The organism is Streptomyces sp. NPDC001568, assembly GCF_042893755.1.
In the GTDB taxonomy this organism is placed as follows: Bacteria; Actinomycetota; Actinomycetes; order Streptomycetales; family Streptomycetaceae; genus Streptomyces.
In genome coordinates this window covers 68,187-89,677 of record NZ_JBIAVF010000028.1, presented here as the reverse complement: position 1 = coordinate 89,677, position 21,491 = coordinate 68,187, and the positions used below count along the sequence as shown (strand labels likewise).

Annotated in this window: 23 protein-coding genes; 11 read left to right on the top strand and 12 right to left on the bottom strand. The window is 71.8% G+C overall.

What is annotated here, in order from left to right:
- Positions 1–74: 74 nt before the first annotated feature.
- From ACFY0I_RS37010 to ACFY0I_RS36990, 5 genes are all read right to left on the bottom strand, one after another.
- Entirely contained in the window at positions 75–455 is a 381-nt protein-coding gene (locus tag ACFY0I_RS37010) for a DUF6507 family protein (protein WP_388904031.1), read from the bottom strand.
- Between the two features lie 57 nt (positions 456–512).
- A complete protein-coding gene (locus ACFY0I_RS37005) occupies positions 513–824 on the bottom strand; it encodes a pore-forming ESAT-6 family protein (protein WP_362878921.1) in 312 nt (103 codons plus the stop codon).
- Positions 825–843: 19 nt separating this feature from the next.
- Positions 844–1,176, bottom strand: a complete 333-nt coding sequence (locus ACFY0I_RS37000) for a hypothetical protein (RefSeq protein ID WP_388904030.1) — start codon at positions 1,174–1,176, stop codon at positions 844–846.
- A 217-nt stretch (positions 1,177–1,393) separates the two neighbouring features.
- Positions 1,394–2,767, bottom strand: a complete 1,374-nt coding sequence (locus ACFY0I_RS36995) for a PH domain-containing protein (RefSeq protein ID WP_388904029.1) — start codon at positions 2,765–2,767, stop codon at positions 1,394–1,396.
- Positions 2,764–3,255 carry a PH domain-containing protein gene (locus ACFY0I_RS36990; RefSeq protein ID WP_388904028.1) on the bottom strand — a complete coding sequence of 164 codons (492 nt, stop codon included), beginning with the start codon at positions 3,253–3,255 and terminating at the stop codon, positions 2,764–2,766. Before ACFY0I_RS36990 ends, ACFY0I_RS36995 begins: the two co-directional genes overlap by 4 nt.
- 31 nt (positions 3,256–3,286) lie before the next feature.
- Here ACFY0I_RS36990 and ACFY0I_RS36985 point away from each other — a divergent pair, with 31 nt between their 5' ends.
- From ACFY0I_RS36985 to ACFY0I_RS36970, 4 genes are all read left to right on the top strand, one after another.
- Positions 3,287–4,429, top strand: coding sequence for an NADH-quinone oxidoreductase subunit D (locus ACFY0I_RS36985; RefSeq protein WP_388904027.1), 1,143 nt, complete (start codon positions 3,287–3,289; stop codon positions 4,427–4,429).
- Between the two features lie 50 nt (positions 4,430–4,479).
- Positions 4,480–5,331, top strand: a complete 852-nt coding sequence (locus tag ACFY0I_RS36980) for an arylamine N-acetyltransferase (protein WP_388904026.1) — start codon at positions 4,480–4,482, stop codon at positions 5,329–5,331.
- A 122-nt stretch (positions 5,332–5,453) separates the two neighbouring features.
- Positions 5,454–5,669 (top strand): hypothetical protein, encoded by a 216-nt coding sequence (locus ACFY0I_RS36975; protein ID WP_388904025.1) that lies wholly within the window; start codon positions 5,454–5,456, stop codon positions 5,667–5,669.
- 369 nt (positions 5,670–6,038) lie between these two features.
- On the top strand, positions 6,039–7,304 hold the full coding sequence (locus ACFY0I_RS36970; protein WP_388904024.1) for an alpha/beta hydrolase: 1,266 nt from the start codon (positions 6,039–6,041) through the stop codon (positions 7,302–7,304).
- 36 nt (positions 7,305–7,340) lie between these two features.
- On the opposite strand, the gene ACFY0I_RS36965 is transcribed toward ACFY0I_RS36970, so the two are convergent.
- The 4 genes from ACFY0I_RS36965 to ACFY0I_RS36950 all read right to left on the bottom strand — a co-directional run bounded on the left by ACFY0I_RS36965 (position 7,341) and on the right by ACFY0I_RS36950 (position 11,057).
- Complete coding sequence (locus ACFY0I_RS36965) at positions 7,341–8,474, bottom strand: hypothetical protein (protein WP_388904023.1); 1,134 nt, start codon at positions 8,472–8,474, stop codon at positions 7,341–7,343.
- A 98-nt stretch (positions 8,475–8,572) separates the two neighbouring features.
- Complete coding sequence (locus tag ACFY0I_RS36960; RefSeq protein ID WP_388904022.1) at positions 8,573–9,562, bottom strand: ABC transporter substrate-binding protein; 990 nt, start codon at positions 9,560–9,562, stop codon at positions 8,573–8,575.
- 63 nt (positions 9,563–9,625) lie between these two features.
- Positions 9,626–10,297 carry an ABC transporter permease gene (locus ACFY0I_RS36955; RefSeq protein ID WP_388904020.1) on the bottom strand — a complete coding sequence of 224 codons (672 nt, stop codon included), beginning with the start codon at positions 10,295–10,297 and terminating at the stop codon, positions 9,626–9,628.
- Between the two features lie 4 nt (positions 10,298–10,301).
- Positions 10,302–11,057, bottom strand: coding sequence for an ABC transporter permease (locus ACFY0I_RS36950; RefSeq protein ID WP_388904018.1), 756 nt, complete (start codon positions 11,055–11,057; stop codon positions 10,302–10,304).
- A gap of 166 nt (positions 11,058–11,223) precedes the next feature.
- Here ACFY0I_RS36950 and ACFY0I_RS36945 point away from each other — a divergent pair, with 166 nt between their 5' ends.
- Complete coding sequence (locus ACFY0I_RS36945; RefSeq protein ID WP_388904016.1) at positions 11,224–12,189, top strand: ABC transporter ATP-binding protein; 966 nt, start codon at positions 11,224–11,226, stop codon at positions 12,187–12,189.
- A 120-nt stretch (positions 12,190–12,309) separates the two neighbouring features.
- On the opposite strand, the gene ACFY0I_RS36940 is transcribed toward ACFY0I_RS36945, so the two are convergent.
- A complete protein-coding gene (locus ACFY0I_RS36940; RefSeq protein ID WP_388904014.1) occupies positions 12,310–13,419 on the bottom strand; it encodes an alpha/beta hydrolase in 1,110 nt (369 codons plus the stop codon).
- A 152-nt stretch (positions 13,420–13,571) separates the two neighbouring features.
- Between ACFY0I_RS36940 and ACFY0I_RS36935 the strand changes: the two genes are divergently transcribed.
- The 6 genes from ACFY0I_RS36935 (at position 13,572) to ACFY0I_RS36910 (ending at position 18,563) form a co-directional block, all read left to right on the top strand.
- A complete protein-coding gene (locus ACFY0I_RS36935) occupies positions 13,572–15,425 on the top strand; it encodes a phosphatidylglycerol lysyltransferase domain-containing protein (protein ID WP_388904013.1) in 1,854 nt (617 codons plus the stop codon).
- A gap of 150 nt (positions 15,426–15,575) precedes the next feature.
- Positions 15,576–16,448 carry a dihydropteroate synthase gene (gene folP / locus ACFY0I_RS36930; protein ID WP_385581876.1) on the top strand — a complete coding sequence of 291 codons (873 nt, stop codon included), beginning with the start codon at positions 15,576–15,578 and terminating at the stop codon, positions 16,446–16,448.
- A 43-nt stretch (positions 16,449–16,491) separates the two neighbouring features.
- Positions 16,492–16,935, top strand: coding sequence for a nuclear transport factor 2 family protein (locus tag ACFY0I_RS36925; protein WP_281209751.1), 444 nt, complete (start codon positions 16,492–16,494; stop codon positions 16,933–16,935).
- Between the two features lie 131 nt (positions 16,936–17,066).
- Positions 17,067–17,426, top strand: coding sequence for a dihydroneopterin aldolase (gene folB / locus ACFY0I_RS36920; protein WP_351815760.1), 360 nt, complete (start codon positions 17,067–17,069; stop codon positions 17,424–17,426).
- Positions 17,423–18,031: a 2-amino-4-hydroxy-6-hydroxymethyldihydropteridine diphosphokinase gene (folK, locus tag ACFY0I_RS36915; RefSeq protein WP_388904012.1), complete on the top strand. Its 609-nt coding sequence runs from the start codon at positions 17,423–17,425 to the stop codon at positions 18,029–18,031. The genes folB and folK overlap by 4 nt, the downstream gene beginning before the upstream one ends.
- Positions 18,032–18,077: 46 nt before the next feature.
- The gene (locus ACFY0I_RS36910) at positions 18,078–18,563 is read left to right on the top strand and encodes a DUF3180 domain-containing protein (protein ID WP_388904010.1); all 486 of its coding nucleotides are present in this window, start codon (positions 18,078–18,080) and stop codon (positions 18,561–18,563) included.
- 130 nt (positions 18,564–18,693) lie between these two features.
- Here the strand turns inward: ACFY0I_RS36910 and folE are convergent, their stop codons facing one another.
- Together folE and ftsH are read right to left on the bottom strand one after the other, a co-directional pair.
- Entirely contained in the window at positions 18,694–19,302 is a 609-nt protein-coding gene (gene folE, locus ACFY0I_RS36905) for a GTP cyclohydrolase I FolE (protein WP_281209749.1), read from the bottom strand.
- 95 nt (positions 19,303–19,397) lie between these two features.
- Positions 19,398–21,428 (bottom strand): ATP-dependent zinc metalloprotease FtsH, encoded by a 2,031-nt coding sequence (gene ftsH / locus ACFY0I_RS36900; protein ID WP_388904009.1) that lies wholly within the window; start codon positions 21,426–21,428, stop codon positions 19,398–19,400.
- Positions 21,429–21,491 lie beyond the last annotated feature (63 nt).

Here is a 21,491-nt window from a genome sequence, read left to right as displayed (position 1 = left end):
CCGGTCCGACTCCAACGCGGCCAGGTCACCCGTGAACTGCGGGATCGTGCACGGATTGATCGGTACGTGATCCGTCACTTCTGACCCGCCCCCGGCAGGTCGATCTTCGGCTCCTTCAGCGCCTCGCGCTGGGCGTTGGCCGCCTGCTCCAGGTTGCCCTGGACGTACGCCGTCGTCGCCGCGATGGCCCCGTTGACGGAGGCCGACGTACGGGCTCCGATGAACTTGAGGCGCTGGTCGTGGGCGTCCATGAGGCCGCCCAGCGCGGCGGCGATCACACCCATGCCGCCGCCCTCACCGGCCGTGGACCCGCCGCCCGAGATGGTTCCCGCGTGCTTCGCCGCGTCCGGCAGCGCCGTCTGCAGCGACTTGCCGGCCGTCTGGAAGCCGCCGGCGGCCGTGACCGTCTTGTTCACGACCCCTTGTACGCCGGACGGTTTGATGTCCCAGTCCATGGCCTACCCCCGTTCTCCCGAATTCCCCGCGTCAGCCGCAACCGTCCGAGCGAGCGGCTAGCCGATCCCGTCCACGGCCGCCTTGGCCTTCTGCAGCGTCGCCTGCGCCGTCGCGTCGTTCTGCTCCAGCGTGGTGCGCACGAGGCGGATGATGTTGCGCACCTCGTTCGCCGCCTTGTTCCAGCGGGCTTCCTTGCCGTGGTACTCGTCGGAGACACCGTCGGCCGTGAACTCGGCCATCGCCGCCTTCACCGCCGTCTCGCGGTCGCCGAGCACCCGCTCCAACTGGCCGATGATCCCGGCCAGACCGCCCTGCACCTCCACGGAGGCACCGGTGTCGTACGAAGTGCGGTCCTGGTTCTGTCCCATGTGTCGAGTCCCCCGGGGCTCAGCGCGCGCCGAAGCGAGCGGCGTCGAAGTTCGCGGTGCCCATGTTCTGGTGGGCGTTGTCCCCCTGCTCGGTGGCACCCGTGGTGAACGAGGTGTCCATGCCGGCCTGACCGCCGAGGATCGCGCGCAGCGAGGCGTTCAGCTCGGTCGTGATCGCGTCCGACCGCTGCTTGAACGAGTCGAAGGCGATCCGACCGGCGCCGTTGAACTTGCCCTCCAGCGGGTCCGCCGCGGCCACCAGCAGCCTGATCAGCGTGCCCAGGTCGTCACTGGATCCCGTCGTGGCCTTGCCCAGGTCGGACAGCGTGGTGCCACCCATGTCGAACTTCATCCACCCACCCCTGACGTGTCGTCGCGTCACTTGCGTAGATCCCTGTCTACCGAAGGGACGTTGCGAACACAAACACGGTTTCATCCGGCCGGGACCTCTGGCCGAAAATCACTCACGGCTGATTCGGGTCGGCTCAACGGGCCGTGTGCGTACGGCTACGCGTACGGTCGGGCGTCCGCCCGGGCGATCCGGTCGGACCCCACCCGACCGACCGCCGTCAGGTCATCCAGCGGTCCGGGCGGGCCGTCGCGCGGGAGGTGCGGGAGCGGACGGCCTGGGCGTCGAGGAGTTCGGCGGCTTCCGCCGAGGCGCGCAGGCGGGCGGTGACGGTTTCGTTCGCGCCGGTGTCCACGTGCAGGTCGGCGACCCCGCGGGCCCGGGACCAGGGGCCCTGCGAGCGGCGCACGCTCTGGACCTTCGCATGCGGAACGATCTCCGTACGCCGGCACAGGCGCCCGCGCCGGGCTGCGAAGAGCTCCGCCGACACGGCCAACCCGTACCCCTTCCACCACACCGGCACCACCCACCGCGAGCCCGCGCTCGGGGACGGGGTGAAGGCGAGGACCCCCAGGTCCGCGCCCGGCAGCACCCGGGCGATCACGGCGTGGGCGGCCTCGCGGGTGGCCACCGGGACCAGGATCCCGTTCTTGGAGCCCGCCACGGACAGCTCCACCCGGACCCAGCCGCGGCGCCGCCACAGCAGCGGTTCGATGATCCGTACGGTCTGCACGCGCCCCGGCGGGACCGTCTCGTGGGCCCGGTCCAGCAGCCCGTGGTCGAGGCGCAACCCGTCCGGGGATTCGGCGACGGTCCAGTCGTACTCCGTGAACAGGCGGCCGAGGCTGCCGGTCCAGACCGCGCCGACCATCGGGACCAACGTGGCGACGGTCACCCAGAAGCTTTCGCTGAACCACCACACGAGCGCGGGGCCGACGAGCCCGCCGACGAGCGCGGCCCACACGCCGAGGCTGAGCAGCATGGACACCACCAGCTGCGCCACGGGTACCCGGAGCAGTTCCCGTTCGGGGGCCTGGCCGACCGTGACGGCCTCGGCGGGGGCGAAGCCGGCGGCCCGGGCGAGCAGTTCGGCGCGCAGGGCGACGGCGTCCGCCTCGCCGAGGAAGGCCAGCTCGTCCTTCGCGTCGGTGCCGATGACGTCGAGCCGCAGCTTCGCGACCCCGGCGACACGGGCCAGCAGCGGGCGCGTGACGTCGATCGCCTGGATCCGGTCGAGCCGGATGTGGGCCGTGCGGCGGAAGACGAGGCCGGTGCGGATGCGCAGTTCGGTGTCGGTGACGGAGTAGTGGGTGAACCACCAGCTGAGGAACCCGTACACGCCGAAGACGAGGAGCAGGCCGGCGAGGGAGAGCACGCGCAGCCCCTGGGACAGGTCGGTCACCCACTCCCGGGCCTGTTCGCCCTGCTGGGCGATGACGCCGATGGTCGCGGCGATCGGGACCCAGGCGCGGCGCAACGGGGTGAGGACGTGCAGCCGCCGCTCGACGCCGCCGCCGGCCGGGCGGCCGTCCGCCGGGCCGTCCGCCGGGCCGGAGGCGCCCGCCGGCCCCGGCTCGTCCGCCGGTGTGCTCACAGGCCCGCCGACCTTGCCTCGCCGAGCTCCGTCAGCCGGTCCCGCAGCCGCTCGGCCTCGGCCGGCACCAGCCCCGGGATCTTCGCGTCCGTCGCCGCGGCGGCCGTGTGCAGTTGGACGGAGGACAGGCCGAAGCGGCGCTCCAGCGGCCCCGAGGTCACCTCGACGAGCTGCATCCGTCCGTACGGGACCACGGTCTGCTCCCGCCACAGCACGCCCCGGCTGATCAGCAGGTCGTCCGCCCGCTCGGCGTAGCGCCAGGACCGCCAGTTCCGCCCGAGCATCACCCAGCCCCAGGCGAGCACCCCGAGCCAGAACACCCCGAGCAGGGCCCACCCGGGCCCGACGAGCAGGCCCAGCGGCACACCCGTCGCCACCGCGAGGAGCAGCGTCCAGACCACCAGCAGCAGCCGCCGCATGGAGAGGAGCCCGCCCGGCAGCCCCACCCATTCGGGCGGGGCCGTCTCACCCTGCGTCCCGGTTTCCATGCCCCCAGCGTAGGGCTGAGACAATGCGGCCATGACGGAGACCACGGTCGGCATCGGCGGAGCGGCGGAGAGCACCGACATGGTGCTCAACATCGGACCGCAGCACCCTTCCACGCACGGTGTGCTGCGCCTGCGGCTCGTCCTGGACGGCGAGCGGATCGTCAGCGCCGAACCGGTGGTCGGTTACATGCACCGCGGCGCCGAGAAGCTCTTCGAGGCCCGCGACTACCGCCAGATCGTGATGCTCGCGAACCGCCACGACTGGCTGTCCGCGTTCTCCAACGAGCTCGGCGTGGTCATGGCCGTCGAGCGGATGCTCGGCATGGAGGTCCCCGAGCGCGCGGTGTGGATGCGTACGCTCCTCGCCGAGCTGAACCGGGTCCTGAACCACCTGATGTTCCTCGGGTCGTACCCCCTCGAACTGGGTGGGATCACCCCGATCTTCCACGCGTTCCGTGAGCGCGAGGAGCTCCAGGCCGTGATGGAGGAGATCTCCGGCGGCCGGATGCACTACATGTTCAACCGCGTCGGCGGCCTCAAGGAGGACCTCCCGGCCGGCTGGCTCGGGCGGGCCCGCGCGGCCATCGCCGACGTCCGGACCCGGATGGACGTCTACGACAAGCTCGTCCACGGCAACGAGATCTTCCGCGGCCGCACCCGCGGCGTCGGCGTCCTGTCCGCCGAGTCGGTGCACGCGTACGGGGTGTCCGGGCCGATCGCCCGCGCCTCCGGCGTCGACTTCGACCTGCGCCGCGACGAGCCCTACCTGGCGTACGGGGACCTCCAGGACGTCCTGAAGGTGGTCACCCGCACCGAGGGCGACTGCCTGGCCCGCTTCGAGGTGCTGCTCGACCAGACGCACAACGCCCTCGACCTGGCGGTGGCCTGCCTGGACCGGATGGCGGAGCTGGCGCCGGGGCCGATCAACCAGCGGCTGCCCAAGGTGTTGAAGGCGCCCGAGGGGGCGACGTACGCGTGGACCGAGAACCCGCTCGGCATCAACGGCTACTACCTCGTCTCCAAGGGCGAGAAGACCCCGTACCGGCTGAAGCTGCGCAGCGCCTCCTTCAACAACATCCAGGCGCTGGCCGTGCTGCTGCCGGGGCAGCTCGTCGCGGACATGGTGTCGATCCTCGGTTCGCTGTTCTTCGTCGTCGGCGACATCGACAAGTGATCGCCCGATAAGACGCGTGCCGGGGCGCCCGCGCGTCCTATCGTGCGGAGATGACCTCTGGCATACGCGCCGGCTACCTGCGGCGACTCGGCATCACCGATCCCGGTACCCCTTCCGCGGAAGGGCTGTTCGCGCTCCAGCGCGCCCACCTGGAGCGCGTTCCGTACGAGAACCTCGACATCCAGCTCGGCCGGCCGCCCGGCATCGACCCCGAGCTGTCGGCCCGCCGCATCGCGGAGGGGCGCGGCGGCTACTGCTTCCACCTCAACGGCGCCTTCGCGCTGCTCCTGGAGACCCTCGGGTACGAGGTGACCCGCCACGTCGGGGGCGTCATGCACCGGGCCGAGGCCCATCGGCGTGACGTCAGCGGCGACCACCTGGCGCTGACCGTACGGGTCGACGGGCAGGAGTACCTCGTCGAGACCGGCCTCGGCGACGGACCGTACGAGCCGCTGCCGCTGCGCGCCGGCGCGCACGTGCGGGGCGGCACCACCTACCGCCTGGAGGAATCCGCGCCGGACGCGGAGCCGGGCTGGACGTACCTCAACGAGGGTGCTTCCGCCCCGGTGATGAACTTCCTGCGGGCCCCGGCCGCGACGGCCGACTTCGAGGCCGAGCACGTCCGCCTGTCGACCTCGGAGGACTCCGGCTTCGTACGGACCTGCGCGCTGCTGCGGCGCGACGAGCACGGCGTCGACGCGCTGCGCGGCCGGGTCCTGACGCGCGTCGAGCCCGGCAAGCCGGTGTCGGAGCGGGAACTGACCACGCCCGACGAGTACTTCGACACGGTTGCCGCCGTCTTCGGTCGGGAACTGGACGACTTCACCCCGACGGACCGGGCCGCGCTCTGGTCCCGCGTGAGCCTGGCCCACGAAGCCTGGCTGGCGAGCCGCCGGGCCTGAGCCCCGCAGCGCCCGCCCCACCACCGGGACCGGGCACCGGAGCCGTCGCCGGGACCGGGGGCCGGATCGGTCGCGGTCCGGTCGGCGGTTCCGGTGTCGGCGGGGCAGGGCAGACTGGGGGCATGTCCCACTCCCCCCGCCGGGCCTGCCCCGCCTGCGGCCGCGACTGCGCCGTGACGGCCGGCCGGATCGCCCGCCACGACCCTCCCGCCGGCCGGGACCGGGCCGGCCTGGTGTCCTGCCCCGGTTCCCGCGCCCGTGTCGTGCTCGGGGCGACGGCCCCGACCCTGGACGGCCTGGTCCTCGGTCCCCTCCCGGGCCAGCTGCCGCTGTTCTGACGGGCGCCCGGTCACCCCGGGCGCCCGGTCGCCCCGGCTCCGTGGCGGCAGCGGAGCCGGCCCACCCCGGGACTCGCGCCCCACCCCGCGGCCGGCACCCGGCGACCGGATCGACCCGGCCTCGCACCCCCCGAACCCGTGGCCGGCCCCGGGCGACCGGACCGTCACGTACTCGTGCCCCCGCCCCCGTAGTCGGCCCGGGCTCGCACTCCACGGCCCCGCAACCGCCCCCCGCGAGCCGACCCCGGCCCCCGGTCGGCGGCGGCTCCGCCGGTGTGGGCCATACCCCCGGCGGGGGGCTTTCCCCCGCCCCCGCAGGGGTGGTGACGGGATGTCACCGACCCGCGCCCCGCGCCTAGCGTTCGGGGCATGACAACGACGCACACGGGACCCCGGACCCGCAAGCAGTGGCTCAGGCGCGGCGCGGCGGCCGTGGTACTCGCCGCCGTACTCGGCGGCGTCGCCGCCCCGGCCGCCCTCGCCGACCCCACCGGGGCCGAGCGCGACGCCGCCACCGCCGACCGGGCCGCCGCGCGCGGCACCCTGATCTCCGTCGTCCCGCTCGGCGGCCTCGACCGCGAGCAGGTCGCCGCCGAACTCACCGGCTTCGGGATGGACGCCGGCACCGTCCGGCTCGGCATCGACGCCTACCGGCTCAGCTACGCCACCGTCGACCCCCGGGGCCGCGCCACGACCGCCACCGGGCTCCTCGTCCTGCCGCGCGGCGGCCCGCACCGCCTCGACCTGGTCGCCGACCACCACGGAACCGTCCCCACCCGCGACCAGGCCCCGTCCGGCGCCACCGGGTACAACCGGCTCATCCCGTACCTGCACGCCTCCGCGGGCCGCGCCGTCGCCGCCCCGGACTACCTGGGTCTGGGCGGCGGCACCGGCAGCCACCCGTACATGGACACCCGCTCGTCCGTCACGGCGTCCCTCGACATGCTGAAGGCCTCCCGCACGGCCGCGGACCGGCTGGGCCGTCCCGTCACCCGGGACGTGTACGCCACCGGCTTCTCCCAGGGCGGCCAGGTGGCCATGGCGGTGGGCCGCGAACTCTCCCGCGGCCGCGACGGCTTCCGCCTGCGCGCCCTCGCCCCGATCGCGGGTCCGCACGACCTGCTGGGCGCCGAGATGCCCGGCATCGCGGACGGCAGCGTCGCCCCGGCCACCGCCGTCTTCTACCTCTCCTACTTCCTCACCGCGCAGAACCGGATCCACCCGCTCTACAAGGACCCCTCCGAGGTCTTCCGGGCCCCCTGGGCGCGGACCGTGGAGGGCCTGTTCGACGGGAACCACCGGCCGGAGGAGATCGCGGCGGCGCTGCCCGCGACCCCCCAGGAGCTCCTCACTCCGGAGTGGGCCGAGAACGTCCGCAACCCGCGCGGGGCCCTGCGTGCGGTCCTGGACGCCAACGACGGCTTCTGCGACTGGAAGCCGGCCGTACCCGTACGCCTCTACGCGGGCTCCGCCGACACCGACGTGCCGATCGCCAACGCCCGTTCCTGCGCGCAGGACCTGGCCCGCCACGGGGTCCGCGCGAAGCTCGTCGACCAGGGCGCCGACGCCGACCACACCGTCACGGCGATCCGCTCGGCCCCGCAGACCGTCCGCTGGTTCGACGCGCTCCGCTGAGAGCGGCCCGGCCGGAGGGGCGGCCGGAGGGGCGGCCTAGGAGATCGCTGTGCGCAGCTGGACCACGTCGATCGGCTCGGTCTCGTCGTGGGCCGTCAGGTCGATGACCTGGCCCAGCGCCCGCTGTTCGGCGGTGACCGGCTTGAACTCCGGTCCCGCGTCGGCTCGTACGGACTCCGCCTTGTGCGCGGCGAGCGCCTCGGCGCCGACCACGTCGGCCAGGTCCTCGTTCTGTACGGACTCGATGACGGCGCGGGCCTGCTCGGCGTTCTTGGTGCCGAAGAAGTCGAAGCCGCCCTCGACGCGCGAGGCGGAGCGGCGCTGGGCCGCGTACGGGGCCATCGTCGCGGCCGGCCTGCGCGCCGGAAGCGGGACCGACGCCGATGCCGACGCCGGGGTCGGCGCCGGGGAGCCGGCCGGACGGGAGTGGTTCTCGGCGACCGGCGCGGCGCCGGCCGTGAGCGCCCGGCCCGCCGCGGACCCGGCCGAACCGGCCGTCCCGGCGGACCCGGCCGAACCGGCCGTCCCGGCGGAGTCGGCAGACCCCGAAGGCCCTGCCGGCCCGGCAGGCCCTGACGGCCCCCGCTCCGCGCGGCGGACCAGGGCGGTCATCGCCGCGTGGGCGCGGGCGTAGCCGACCGGGGTGGGCGCGCCGCTGCTGGTGCGCTCCTCGGACACGGCCGGGAGCTGCTTGGTCTCGCCGCTCTGGGCCGTCGCGGCCTCGATCGCCAGCAGTCGGCGCTTCTCCAGCGCGCCGGCGCGCTCGGTCTCGGCGGTGGCGTACCGGCGCAGCAGCGCGGCGTGTTCGCCGCGCAGGCCCGCCAGTTCGACGCGCTTGGCGCGGAGCTTCGTGTCGAGCTTGGCGCGCAGGGCGCGCGCCTCCTCCAGATCGGATTCGAGCTCGGCTATCCGCTCCTCCGTCTTCCACTCGTCCTTGACCCGTTCCCGGGCCAGTTCGGCGACCCGGCGGCCGGCGGCCCGGTCCCAGGAGCGCATGAGGACGGCGCCGCCCACACCGGCGACCGCGGTCAGCGCCACGAGCAGGCGCAGCGCGAGCGGTTCCGCCAGGAGCCAGGCCGCGCCGGCGCTGGCGACGGAAACCCCGGCGACGGCCGTCGGCGTGAGGAGTCGGTGCAGGGGCTCGGGATTGCGGTGGCGTCCACGGGGCATGGCCAGAAATTTACAGGGCGTGGGCGGCCGGTGGGATACCCGCCCGGCAAACTCTTACCGGGCGGCTGCCCCACAATTTCCCATCAACGAGGTAACTGTTACTTCTTGAGGAGTCCCTTGGACTCCAGGTAGGCCTTCGCGACGTCCGCCGGCTTCGCCCGTTCCGCGTCCACCTTCCGGTTCAGCTCGACGAGGTCGGCGGTGGTGAGCGCCTTCGTGAGCTTGCCGAGGGCCTCGGCGACCTCCGGGGAGCCCGCGTCCTTGGCGTTGACGACCGGCAGGATGTTGTCCGCGTTCTGGAGCTTCTTGTCGTCCTCCAGCAGGACCAGACCGTAGTTGTCGAGGGTGGCGTCCGTGGTGGTGGTCAACACCAGCTGGTCGACGCCGTCTTTGACGGCCTGCTTGGCCTGCGGGGTGCCGACGCCCTTGGGATCGATGCCGGCGACGGAGATTCCGTACGTCTTCTCCAACCCCGGTGCGCAGAAGGGGCGGACGGCGCATTCGTCACCCGCGGCGATCTTCACCTTGATTCCGGATTTGCCCAGGTCGGAAAGGCTCTTCAGGTTGTTCTTCTGCGCGAATTCCTTGGTGACCGCGAAGGCGTTCTGGTCGACCGCCTCGCCGGCCGGCAGGGCCTTGAGGCCCAGCGGCGCCGCGAGCTTCTCCAGGGCCGCGACCGTGGCGGTCGCGTCGCTGGAGGCGACCGGCTTGTCCTTCGGCGCGTCGGGGCCGTTCACCTTGGCGTTCAGGAACTCCGCGAGGGTGGCCGCGTACTCCGGGACGACGTCGATCTCGCCCTTTTCCAGCGACGGCTCGTACAGCTCGCGGTTGTTGACCGTGGTGATCGAGGTGCCGTAGCCGGCGTCCTTCAGGAGTTGCGCGTACAGCTCGGCCAGCACGTTGGACTCGGTGAACCCGGCCGCGCCGATGACCAGCTTCCCCTTGGCCCCGCCCTCGGAGGAGGACGCGGCGGCGGAGGAGCCGCCGTCCTTGGTCTTCTCCAGGCTGTCACCGCCGCACGCGGTGAGCGAAGCGGTCAGGGCCACCGCGCCCAGGGTCGCGCCGAGGATGCGCGTGGACTTGATCATCAAAGCTCCTTCAGGGGAAACGTTCGAACGGACAGGGGTGTGCCGCGCGCCGGCACGGTCGGATCAGCGCGATACCGCCGGGCGGCGCAGCAGCAGCCGGTCGGCGGCGATCAGCCCGCCCTCCACCAGCAGGGCCAGCAGGGCGACCAGGACGGCGCCCGCGACGACCTGCGCCGTGTTGTACGTGTTGAAGCCGGCGGTGATGATCCGGCCGAGGCCGCCCTGCCCGACCATCGCGGCGATCGTGGCGGTGGCGATGACCTGGACGGCGCCCGAGCGAAGGCCCGTCATCACCAGGTCCCGTGCGAGCGGCAGTTCCACCCGCAGGAAGAGCTGCCGGCCGGACATGCCCATGCCGCGGGCGGCCTCGACCACCGACCGGTCCACCTCGCGCATGCCGACGTAGGCGTTGGTGAGCAGCGGCGGGATCGCGAAGAGGACCAGCGCGACGATGGTCGGCAGGTAACCGGCGCTGCGCAGCGGCGACACCATGAACAGGGCCAGTACCGCGAAGACGGGGATGGCCCGTCCGACGTTGGAGACGTTCACGGCGAGGGCGCCGCCCTTGCCGATGTGGCCGAGCCACAGGCCGACGGGCAGGGCCACCGCGCAGGCGACGGCGAGGGCGATGCCGCTGACGTAGACGTGTTCGCCGAGCCGGTGCCAGACGCCGTTCTCGCCGGCCCAGTTGGCCCCGTCGGCCAGCCAGTCCCAGGCCCCTGTCAGCACGCCCACGGCCTCAGGCCCCCTTCACGGACGCCGGCAGGGCGGGCCCGCCGGTACGGGAGCCGCGGGAGCCGCCGGACGTACGGGAGGTACGGGTGGTGCGCCCGGCCCGGGTCCACGGCGTCAGCAGCCGCTGCACGCCGAGCAGCAGCAGGTCCGCGACCAGCGCGAGCAGCACGCACAGCACGGAGGCGGTGAGCACCTGGGCCTTGAAGGAGCTGTTGACGGCGGGCGCGATCAGGTTGCCCAGTCCGCCCTTGCCGACGATCGAGCCGACGGTGGTCAGCGCCACCGTCGAGACGGTCGCGATCCGTACCCCGGCGAGCAGGGCGGGCAGCGCCAGCGGCAGTTCGACCTGCCACAGCAGGCGGGCCGGGCCGTAGCCCATGCCGCGCGCGGCTTCCCGTACGTCCTCGGGGACGGCTTCCAGGCCGGCGATCACGTTGCGGACCAGGATGGTCAGCGAGTACAGCACGAGCCCGGTCACCACGAGCGCCGCCGAGAGCCCGAAGAGCGGCAGCAGCAGCGAGAACATGGCGAGGGAGGGGATCGTGTAGAGGAGGGTGGTCAGACCGAGCACGGGCGCCGCCCAGTGCCGGCCGCGACGGGCCAGCAGCGCCAGCGGCACGGACACGGCGACGCCGATCAGGACCGAGAGGGCCGTGATCCAGACGTGTTCGACGGTGGCGTCGGTGAGTTCCTGCGAGCGGGAGGTGACGTACTCCCAGCACAGCCAGTCGTTCGCCACGAGACAGCTCTGTCCGGCCATCCGCCCCTCACCCCCTCACCGAACGTATGTCCCAAGAACCGGTCGACAATCCAGGAGCGACCATAACCCCCGACGCCCACAATGGCCGGAAAGCTTCGCAGTCCCGCAACACTCTCCTGACAATCGCTTCGCCAAAACCGCCGGCCGGGTGCGCGAGGATGGTCGGGTGATCCGATTCGAGCACGTGACCAAGCGGTACCCCGACGGGACGACGGCCGTGGAGGACCTGTCCTTCGAGGTCGCGGAGGGCGAGCTGGTCACCCTCGTGGGCCCGTCCGGCTGCGGCAAGACGACCACGATGAAGATGGTGAACCGGCTGATCGAGCCGACGTCCGGGCGGATCCTGCTCGGCGGCGAGGACATCGCCGCCGCCGATCCGGTCGAGCTGCGCCGCCGCATCGGGTACGTCATCCAGCAGGTCGGCCTGTTCCCGCACAAGACGGTGCTGGAGAACACGGCGACGGTCCCTCAGCTGATCGGCACTCCCAAGGCCAAGGCCCGCGCCCGCGCCGCCGAGCTCCTCGAACTCGTCGGACTGGACCCGTCCGTCTACGGGGGCCGCTACCCCGAGCAGTTGTCCGGCGGGCAGCGCCAGCGCGTCGGAGTGGCCCGCGCGCTGGCCGCCGATCCGCCGGTGCTGCTGATGGACGAGCCGTTCGGCGCGGTGGACCCGGTGGTGCGCGAGCGGCTCCAGAACGAGTTCCTGACGCTCCAGCGGACGGTCCGCAAGACGATCCTGCTCGTCACCCACGACCTGGACGAGGCCATCCGGCTCGGCGACCGGATCGCCGTGTACGGAACGGGCACCATCGAGCAGTTCGCCCGCCCGGCCGCGGTGCTCGCCGCCCCCGCGACCCCGTACGTGGCCTCCTTCGTCGGCTCCGACCGGGGGCTGCGCCGCCTCGCCGTCACCCCCGTCGGGGAGGCCGTCCTGGCCCCCGTCGACGGCGCGGCCCCGGCCGCCTCCGTGTCGCTCGGGGCCTCCCTGCGCGAGGCGCTGTCCGCCCTGCTCCAGGAGGACTCGGGGCGGCTCGGCGTCACCGATCCGGACTCCGGCGCGCTGGTCGGCGTACTCACCCCGGAGGCCGTCCACCAGGCCCTGCGCGAATCCCGGCCGCACGAAGCGCGATGACGGTCGGGGCCGGGGCCGGCGGCCGGCCACCGGGCCCGGACCGCGCACCCCGTGCCGGACACGAAGTGGGGGCCCGGCCTTCCCCCGGCCGGGCCCCCACGTCGTGTCCGCGCACCGGCCTCAGGCCTGGATGCGTCCGCTCATCCACGTGAGCATCGGCGGGATCTCGCGGCGCCACGTGTTGAAGTTGTGGCCGCCGCTGTCGAGGATGATCGAGGAGACCCGGTCCGGTCCCTTGACCAGCTTGATGAACTTGCGGGTGTCGCCGAGGTTCGGCTCGCCCTTCTCGCTGCTGGTGACGAGGAACGAGGTTCCGGCCGGCTTCCTGCCCGCCATCGTGTGCAGCACGTCCGCGCGCTTCTTCAGCTTCTCGTCACCCTGGAACAGGTCACCGGTGGTGGGGTCGTTCGGGGCGTCGTAGTAGGCGGACAGACCCGCGGCGGCACCGAAGGTCTGCGGGTAGTGCGCGGCGATCTTCAGGGCGCAGTAACCACCCGTGGAATTCCCGATGAAGCCCATGTTCTGCGGCTTGTCACCGACCCGGAAGGTCTCCTGGATGGCCTTGGGCAGGTCCTGCGCGAAGAAGGTCTCGGTCTGCGGTCCACCGGGTATGTCCACGCACTCGGTGTCGCGCGGCGGCGCGATGGTCGGCCGCAGCATGACCAGGATCATCGGCTTCATCTTGCCCGCCTTCGACAGGCTGAAGGCCTTCATCGGGTAGTCGAGCCCCTTGATCAGGTTCTCGGCGGTGCCCGGGTAGCCGGTCAGCACGATCGACGCGGGAAAGTTCTGGTCCTTGTGCTGTGGCTGGAAGTACTCGGGCGGGAGCCACACGTAGCCGGGACTCGTTATCTTCGACTTCTGCCCGGTTATGGCAACCTTCAGGATCTGACCACCGACCTGGGGCTTGGCGCCGCCCGGCACGTCCAACTTCTGCTTGTCGACGACCTTGATGTCCTTGCTGCTCATCGAGTGGTCGACGACCTTGCCGATGGACGTCTCCTGGCCGAACAGGTCGGCCCAGGACCCGTAGAACAGGAACGACTTGTTGGCCGCGAGCCCGATCGCCGAGAACAGCGCCAGCTGGGTCGCGAGGAGCAGACCGATGCGGCCGGCGACCGAACGCCAGGTGCGGCCCGAGAGCTTCGGCCAGAACCACACCGTGGCCGCGAACAGCAGCACACCGGCGACGATGGCCAACGCCAGAACCGTATTACTGGTGAGACCCATGAGCAGTCAGTCGACTTTCTGATGGCAGGACTGGAAATTTCCGACGGAAGAGTGAACCCGCTCCTCGTCGACGTCGTCCTAATGGACGCACCACACACCGGAGGCTGTCGCGGCCTTCGGCCACATGATCTCTCGCGGAGCAACGGGAAGCGATGTCTAGCAGGATAGATGGCGATAAGTCGGGACAGGTTCCGAGCAGGGTCCGCCGAATCCTCCGTGGTCCACGGCCGGAGTCGGTGCCCGGTCTCGTAGGTACGGCCGTCATGATCGTCGGCCTTCTGGACATCGCGGCGGGGGTCTTCCCCCGCTTCCGGCACAGCCGGATCCACGCGGTCACCGAAGTGCTGCCCGGTTCGCTGGGCCCCTTCGCCGCGGCCATGTCGATCAGCGCGGGCGTGCTCCTGCTGCTGCTCGCCCACGGCCTCAAGCGGCACAAGCGGCGGGCCTGGCGGGCCTCCGTCGTCCTGCTGCCCGCGGGCGCGGTCGCACAGTTCACGTACCGGCACTCGATCATCGGCGTGGTCATCGCCGCGGTGCTCCTCGCACTGCTGCTGCGCCACCAGAGTGAGTTCAAGGCACTGCCGGACCCGCGCAGCCGCTGGAAGGCGCTCGCGAACTTCGTCCTGATGAGCGCCGGCTCCATCGGGCTCGGCCTGGTCATCGTCAACGTGCACCCGGGCAAGGTCGTCGGCCGGCCCAGCCTGTACGAGCAGATCACCCACGTCGTCTACGGGCTCTTCGGTTTCGAGGGCCCCGTCGACTACGCCGGTCGGGTGTCCTGGACCGTCGGCTACTCGCTCGGCGCCCTCGGCATGCTGACCGCCCTGACGACCATCTACCTGGCGTTCCGCCCCGAGCACCCGGCCGCACGCCTCACCGCCGACGACGAGACGCAGCTGCGCGAGCTGCTCGCCAAGCACGGCGGCCGCGACTCCCTGGGCCACTTCGCGCTGCGCCGCGACAAGGCCGTCGTCTTCTCCCCCAGCGGCAAGGCCGCCGTCACCTACCGGGTCGTCTCCGGCGTGATGCTCGCCTCCGGCGACCCCATCGGCGACGTCGAGGCCTGGCCCGGCGCCATCGAGCGGTTCATGGAGGAGGCCAAGGCCCACTCGTGGACCCCCGCCGTCATGGGATGCAGCGAGACCGGCGGCGAGGTCTGGACCCGCGAGACGGGGCTGGACGCCCTGGAACTGGGTGACGAGGCGATCGTCGACGTCAAAGACTTCTCCCTCGCGGGCCGCGCCATGCGCAACGTCCGCCAGATGGTGAAGCGCATCGAGCGCAACGGCTACACCACCAAGGTCCGCCGGGTCAGCGAGCTGACCGAGGTCGAGCTGGAGCAGGTGCGCGGAGCCGCCGAAGCCTGGCGCGGCACCGACACCGAGCGCGGCTTCTCCATGGCGCTGGGCCGGGTCGGCGACCCGGGCGACGGCGACTGCTACATCGCCACCGCCCACCGCGTCGAGGAGGGCGACACCAGTCCCTTCGGCGACCTGAAGGCCGTCCTGCACTTCGTTCCGTGGGGCAAGGACGGCATGTCGCTGGAGCTGATGCGCCGCGACCGCGCCGCCGACCCCGGCATGAACGAGCTGCTGATCGTGGCCTCCCTGGAGGCGGCCCCCGCGCTGAAGATCGAGAAGGTCTCCCTGAACTTCGCGATGTTCCGCTCGGCCCTGGCCCGCGGCGAGAAGATCGGCGCCGGCCCGGTCCTGCGCATGTGGCGCGGGCTGCTGGTCTTCCTCTCCCGCTGGTTCCAGATCGAGTCGCTCTACAAGTTCAACGCGAAGTTCCGCCCGCGCTGGGAGCCCCGCTTCGTCGTGTTCCGGCAGACCCGCGACCTGCCCCGCATCGGCTTCGCCGCGATGCAGGCCGAGGGCTTCGTGACGCTGGCGCTGCCCCGGCTGTTCGCGGCCCGCCGCCGCCCCAAGCCGGTCCGCACCTGCGCGCACGAGCAGCCCTCCACCAAGGTTCCGGCCCAGGCGGAGCGCGAGGTACAGCCCGCCTGACGCACGACCGGGCGCGGCACGCACCGAAGGGCCCGGCGGCACCACCCCCGCCGGGCCCTTCGCCGTTCCCCGCCGCTCTCCGCCCGGGCGGGAGCGGCCCCCGGCTCCCGTGGAGGGACCCCCCGGGGTGCGGGCTCTACCCTGGGACCCATGAACAACAACCGCGGAGCCGCCGCCAGGGGCCGGGTGACGGGGCTGCCCGACTGGGACCGCTGCGGGGTCATGGGCGTCGTCAACGTCACCCCGGACTCCTTCTCCGACGGCGGCCGCTGGTTCGACACCACCGCGGCCGTCAAGCGCGGCCTGGACCTCGTCGCGCAGGGCGCCGACCTCGTGGACGTCGGCGGTGAGTCCACCCGCCCCGGTGCCTCCCGCGTCGACGAGGAGGAGGAGCTGCGCCGGGTCGTGCCCGTGGTCCGCGGCCTCGCCTCCGAGGGCGTCGCCGTCTCCGTCGACACCATGCGCGCGGCCGTCGCCGCCCGGGCCGTCGAGGCGGGCGCCGTCCTGGTCAACGACGTCAGCGGCGGGCTCGCCGACCCCGGCATGATCCCGGCCGTCGCCGCCGCCGAGGTGCCCTTCGTGGTCATGCACTGGCGCGGCTTCAGCGAGGGCATGAACAGCCTCGCCGTGTACGAGGACGTCCTCGGCGAGGTCACCGCCGAACTGCGCGCCCGCATCGACGCCGTCGTGTCCGGCGGCATCGCCCCCGAGCGGATCGTCGTCGACCCGGGCCTGGGCTTCGCGAAGAACGCCGAGCACGACCTGGCCCTCGTCGCGCGCCTGCCCGAGCTGCGCGCGCTCGGCTTCCCGCTGCTGGTCGCCGCCTCGCGGAAGCGTTTCCTCGGACGGGTCCTGGCCGGCGCGGCCGACACCGCGCCACCGCCGGCCCGCGAACGGGACGCCGCCACGGCCGCCGTCTCGGCCATCGCCGCCCACCAGGGCGCCTGGGCCGTGCGGGTGCACGAGGTACGGGCGACCGCGGACGCGGTTCGGGTGGCCCGCGCCGTGGAAGGGGCACTGTGATCCGCCGGACGGACCTCCGCCGGCCGTACTGGGAAGGGGCACGGTGAGCCGTACCGACATCGAAGCGGTCGAAGAGGCCAACGCGGCCTTCTACGAGGCCATGGAGCGGGGAGACTTCGACGCCCTGTCGGCGCTCTGGCTCGACGACGAGATCTCCTGCGTCCACCCGGGCTGGCCGGTGCTCTCGGGTCGGGGCGAGGTACTGCGCTCGTACGCGCTGATCATGTCCCACACCGAGTACATCCAGTTCTTCCTCACCGACACCAAAGTGGCGCTGATAGGTGACACCGCGCTCGTCACGTGCACCGAGAACATCCTGAGCGGCGGACCCGCCGAGGACGGCGGTGAGCTGGGCCCGCTGGTGGGTCAGCTGGTCGTCGCCACCAATGTGTTCCGACGCACACCGCAGGGGTGGCTCCTCTGGTCCCACCACGGTTCTCCGGTGCTCACGGACTCCGATGACGAGGAAGAAGAGGGCACCGACTGACCCCAAGGGCGGGGGCCGAGCTCCGTCGCAGGTAAATTCGAAGGCGGACGACGCCGACCGCACTCGGCGTAGGCCCATGGCCCCGGGGAGTCCCGGGACCGGAAGCACCTACGAAAGCAGGAGTGATTCGCGTGGATCGTGTCGCGCTGCGCGGCCTCAAGGCTCGCGGGCACCACGGCGTCTTCCCCCGGGAGCGCGAAGAGGGCCAGACCTTCATCGTCGACCTCGTACTGCACCTCGACACCCGCCCGGCCGCGGCCGGGGACGACCTGGCCAAGACCGTGCACTACGGCGTGGTGGCCGAGGAGGTCGTCGACGTGGTGCGGGGCGAGCCCGTCGACCTGATCGAAACCCTCGCCGAGCGGATCGCACAGCAGTGCCTCAAGCACGAAGCGGTGGCACAGGTGGAGGTCGTCGTCCACAAGCCGGACGCACCCATCACCGTCCCCTTCGACGACGTGACCATCACGATCACCCGGAGCCGCGCATGAACAACGGAATGACCGCCCAGAGCGATCCCACCGTCCAGCCCGTACCCGCCTCCGTCGTCGAAGCGGTCGACGCGGCGGACGTGACGCTGTCCAACCCGAAATGGGCCGTCGTCGCACTCGGCGCGAACCTCGGCAACCGGCTGGAGACCCTCCAGGGCGCCATCGACGCCCTCGGCGACACCCCCGGCCTGCGGGTCAAGGCCGTCTCCCCCGTCTACGAGACCGAGCCGTGGGGCGTCGAGCCCGGCTCGCAGCCCTCGTACTTCAACGCGGTCATCGCGGTGAAGACCACGCTGCCGCCGTCCTCGCTGCTGGAGCGCGGCCAGGCCATCGAGGAGGCCTTCGACCGCGTCCGCGAAGAGCGCTGGGGCCCCCGCACCATCGACGTCGACATCGTTTCCTATGCCGACGTGGTCTCCGACGACCCCGTCCTCACCCTCCCGCACCCCCGGGCCCACGAGCGGGCCTTCGTGCTCGCCCCGTGGCACGACATCGACCCCGAGGCCCAGCTCCCCGGGATCGGCGAGGTCGCCGCGCTGCTGGCCGGAATCGGCCTGACCGGGGTCACGGCACGCCCCGACCTGGAACTCCGCCTCCCGGAGTAGTCGTTAGCCTGTTCACTGCTACTGGCTGAGAGTGGGGAACGGGCAAGTGAAGCAACTGAGGCCGGCGGTCCTGGCGGGCACCTTCGTGATCGCCGGCATTCTGTCCTGGGCGGGCGCCCGGCTGTGGAACGCGTACGGGAGCCTGCCGGGCGTGCCGCTGGCCGCCCCGATCGTGCTGGCCGTCATCGCGGCCGTCCTGTTCGCCACGGCCCTGTCGATGCGCTCCCGGCTCAAGGCCCAGCGCGAGCGCCGCCCGGGGGCCAAGGGCGTGGAGCCGCTGATGGCGGCCCGCGCCGTGGTCTTCGGGCAGGCCAGCGCGCTCGTCGCGGCCCTGGTCGCCGGCATGTACGGCGGGGTCGGGGTGTTCTTGCTGACCGACGCCCTCGACGTGCCCGCCCGCCGCGACCAGGCCTGGTACGCGGGCGGCTCCGTCCTCGCGGGCGCGGCCGTCATCGCCGCCGCCCTGTTCCTGGAGCACGTCCTGAAGCTCCCGGAGGACGAGGACCCCGGCAAGGCCCCGGCAACGGCCTGAGCCGCCGCAGGGGCGGCCGGCACGGCGGCCCCGTGGAACACGCCGTGCAGCCGCCACCGGTGTCCGCCCGGCGGGCGGCCGGCCGTCGTGGCCGCCTCCGGCGTAGAGGGGCGGGGCCCCGGGGGCACGCTCAGCGGGCCACGATGAGGCTCATGGCCTCGCTGCGGGTCGCGGGGTCACGGAGTTGGCCGCGCACGGCGGAGGTGAGGGTCTTGGCGCCCGGCTTGCGGATGCCCCGCACCGACATGCACATGTGCTCGGCCTCGATGACGACGATGGCGCCGCGGGCGTCGAGGATCCGCATCAGCGAGTCGGCTATCTGAGTCGTGAGTCGTTCCTGCACCTGCGGGCGGCGGGCGAAGACGTCGACCAACCGGGCCAGCTTGGACAGGCCGGTGATCTTGCCCGACTCCGCGGGGATGTAGCCGACGTGCGCCACACCGTGGAACGGCAGCAAATGGTGCTCACACAGCGAAACGATCTCGATGTCCTTGACCAACACCATCTCGTCGTGGCCGAGGTCGAAGGTGGTCGTCAGCACTTCCTCCGGCGACTGCCGCAGACCCGCCAGGATCTCCCGGTAGGCCCGCGCCACCCGCGCCGGGGTCTCCAGCAGGCCCTCGCGGTCGGGGTCCTCGCCGACGGCTATCAGGAGCTCTCGGACGGCCGCCTCGGCGCGCTTCTCGTCGAACTCGCCGATCGTGCCCTCGCCACCGGTCAGGGTCACTGGGTCGGTCATCTCATCCTCGTTCCTGTGGTGCGCACACGGCCACGTGAAAGTGCCGCGCCCCCCAGGCTAGAACCTGGGGGGCGCGGCATCCATTCGGGGCCTGATCAGGCCTCCGGACGCTCCTCCGGGGAGGGCTCCGGGTCCTTCTCCACCGACACGGCCGGCGAAGCCGCCGAGATGCCGTTGGCGGCGTTCGTCAGCTGGAGCTCCTTGGGAGAGAGCACCGGCGGACGGGTGGAAGGGGTGCGGCGGGAGGAGCCGGTCCACGCGGGACGGGCCGGACGCTTCACGATCGTCGAGAAGACCTCGGCGATCTGCTCCTTGTTCAGCGTCTCCTTCTCCAGCAGCGCGAGGACCAGGTTGTCCAGGACGTCCCGGTTCTCGACCAGGATCTCCCAGGCCTCGTTGTGCGCGGTCTCGATGAGCTTCTTGACCTCTTCGTCGACCAGCGCCGCGACCTCCTCCGAGTAGTCCCGCGGGTGCGACATGTCGCGGCCCAGGAACGGCTCGGTGTTGTCGCCGCCGAACTTGATCGCGCCGAGACGCTCGGTCATGCCGTACTGCGTGACCATGGCTCGCGCCGTGGCCGTGGCCTTCTCGATGTCGTTCGCCGCGCCCGTCGTCGGGTCGTGGAAGACCAGCTCCTCGGCCGCGCGCCCGCCCAGCATGTACGCCAGCTGGTCGAGCATCTCGTTGCGCGTGGTCGAGTACTTGTCCTCGTCGGGCAGGACCATGGTGTAACCCAGGGCCCGACCGCGGGACAGGATCGTGATCTTGTGGACCGGGTCGGAGTTCGGGGAAGCCGCCGCGACCAGGGCGTGTCCGCCCTCGTGGTACGCGGTGATCTTCTTTTCCCGGTCCGACATGATCCGGGTCCGCTTCTGCGGGCCCGCCACGACGCGGTCGATCGCCTCGTCCAGGGCGTGGTTGTCGATCAGCTTCTTGTCCGAGCGGGCGGTCAGCAGGGCCGCTTCGTTCAGGACGTTGGACAGATCGGCACCGGTGAAGCCGGGCGTGCGCCGGGCAACCGCGCCCAGGTCGACGTCCGGGGCGACCGGCTTGCCCTTCTGGTGAACCTTCAGGATCTCCAGACGGCCCTGCATGTCCGGGCGGTCGACCGCGATCTGCCGGTCGAAACGGCCGGGGCGCAGCAGCGCCGGGTCGAGGATGTCGGGACGGTTCGTCGCGGCGATCAGGATGACCCCGCCCTTGACGTCGAATCCGTCCATCTCGACGAGCAGCTGGTTGAGGGTCTGCTCGCGCTCGTCGTGACCGCCGCCGAGACCCGCACCGCGGTGCCGGCCGACGGCGTCGATCTCGTCGACGAAGACGATCGCCGGCGCGTTGGCCTTGGCCTGCTCGAACAGGTCACGGACACGCGAGGCGCCGACACCGACGAACATCTCGACGAAGTCGGAACCGGAGATCGAGTAGAAGGGCACACCGGCCTCGCCCGCGACGGCGCGCGCCAGCAGGGTCTTGCCGGTGCCGGGCGGGCCGTACAGCAGCACGCCCTTGGGGATCTTGGCGCCGACGGCCTGGAACTTCGCCGGCTCCTGGAGGAACTCCTTGATCTCGTGGAGTTCCTCGACGGCCTCGTCCGAACCCGCGACATCGGCGAACGTCGTCTTCGGGGTGTCCTTGGTGATGAGCTTGGCCTTGGACTTCCCGAACTGCATGACCCGGGAGCCGCCACCCTGCATCTGGTTCATCAGGAACAGGAAGACCACGACGATGAGGACGAAGGGCAGGAGCGAGAGCAGCACGCTCAGGAACGGGCTGGTCTTGTCCGGGGTGACGGAGTATCCGTCCGGGATCTGACCGGCTTCGTACTTGGTCTGGAGGTTCTGGGCGAGCTGTACGCCCTGATCCCCGATGTAGTTGGCCTGGAACTTGGTGCCGTCGTTGTTGCCGAGCTTCTGGTCCTTCTTGAGCTCGATCTTGATCATCTGGCTGTCGCCGGTGGTCAGCTTGGCGCTGTCCACCTGGCCACTGTTGATCGCCTTGATGACCTCGCTGGTCTCCACCGACTTGTAGCCGCCGCCGGAGCCGACGACGTTCATCAACACGACCACGGCGAGGACGGCCAGCACGATCCACATGACCGGCCCACGGAAGTATCGCTTCACGTCCATCCATACGGGGCGCTAGGCACCCCGTCCCTCCTGCCCGTAGGTAAATGCTGCTCTGAGTAAAGA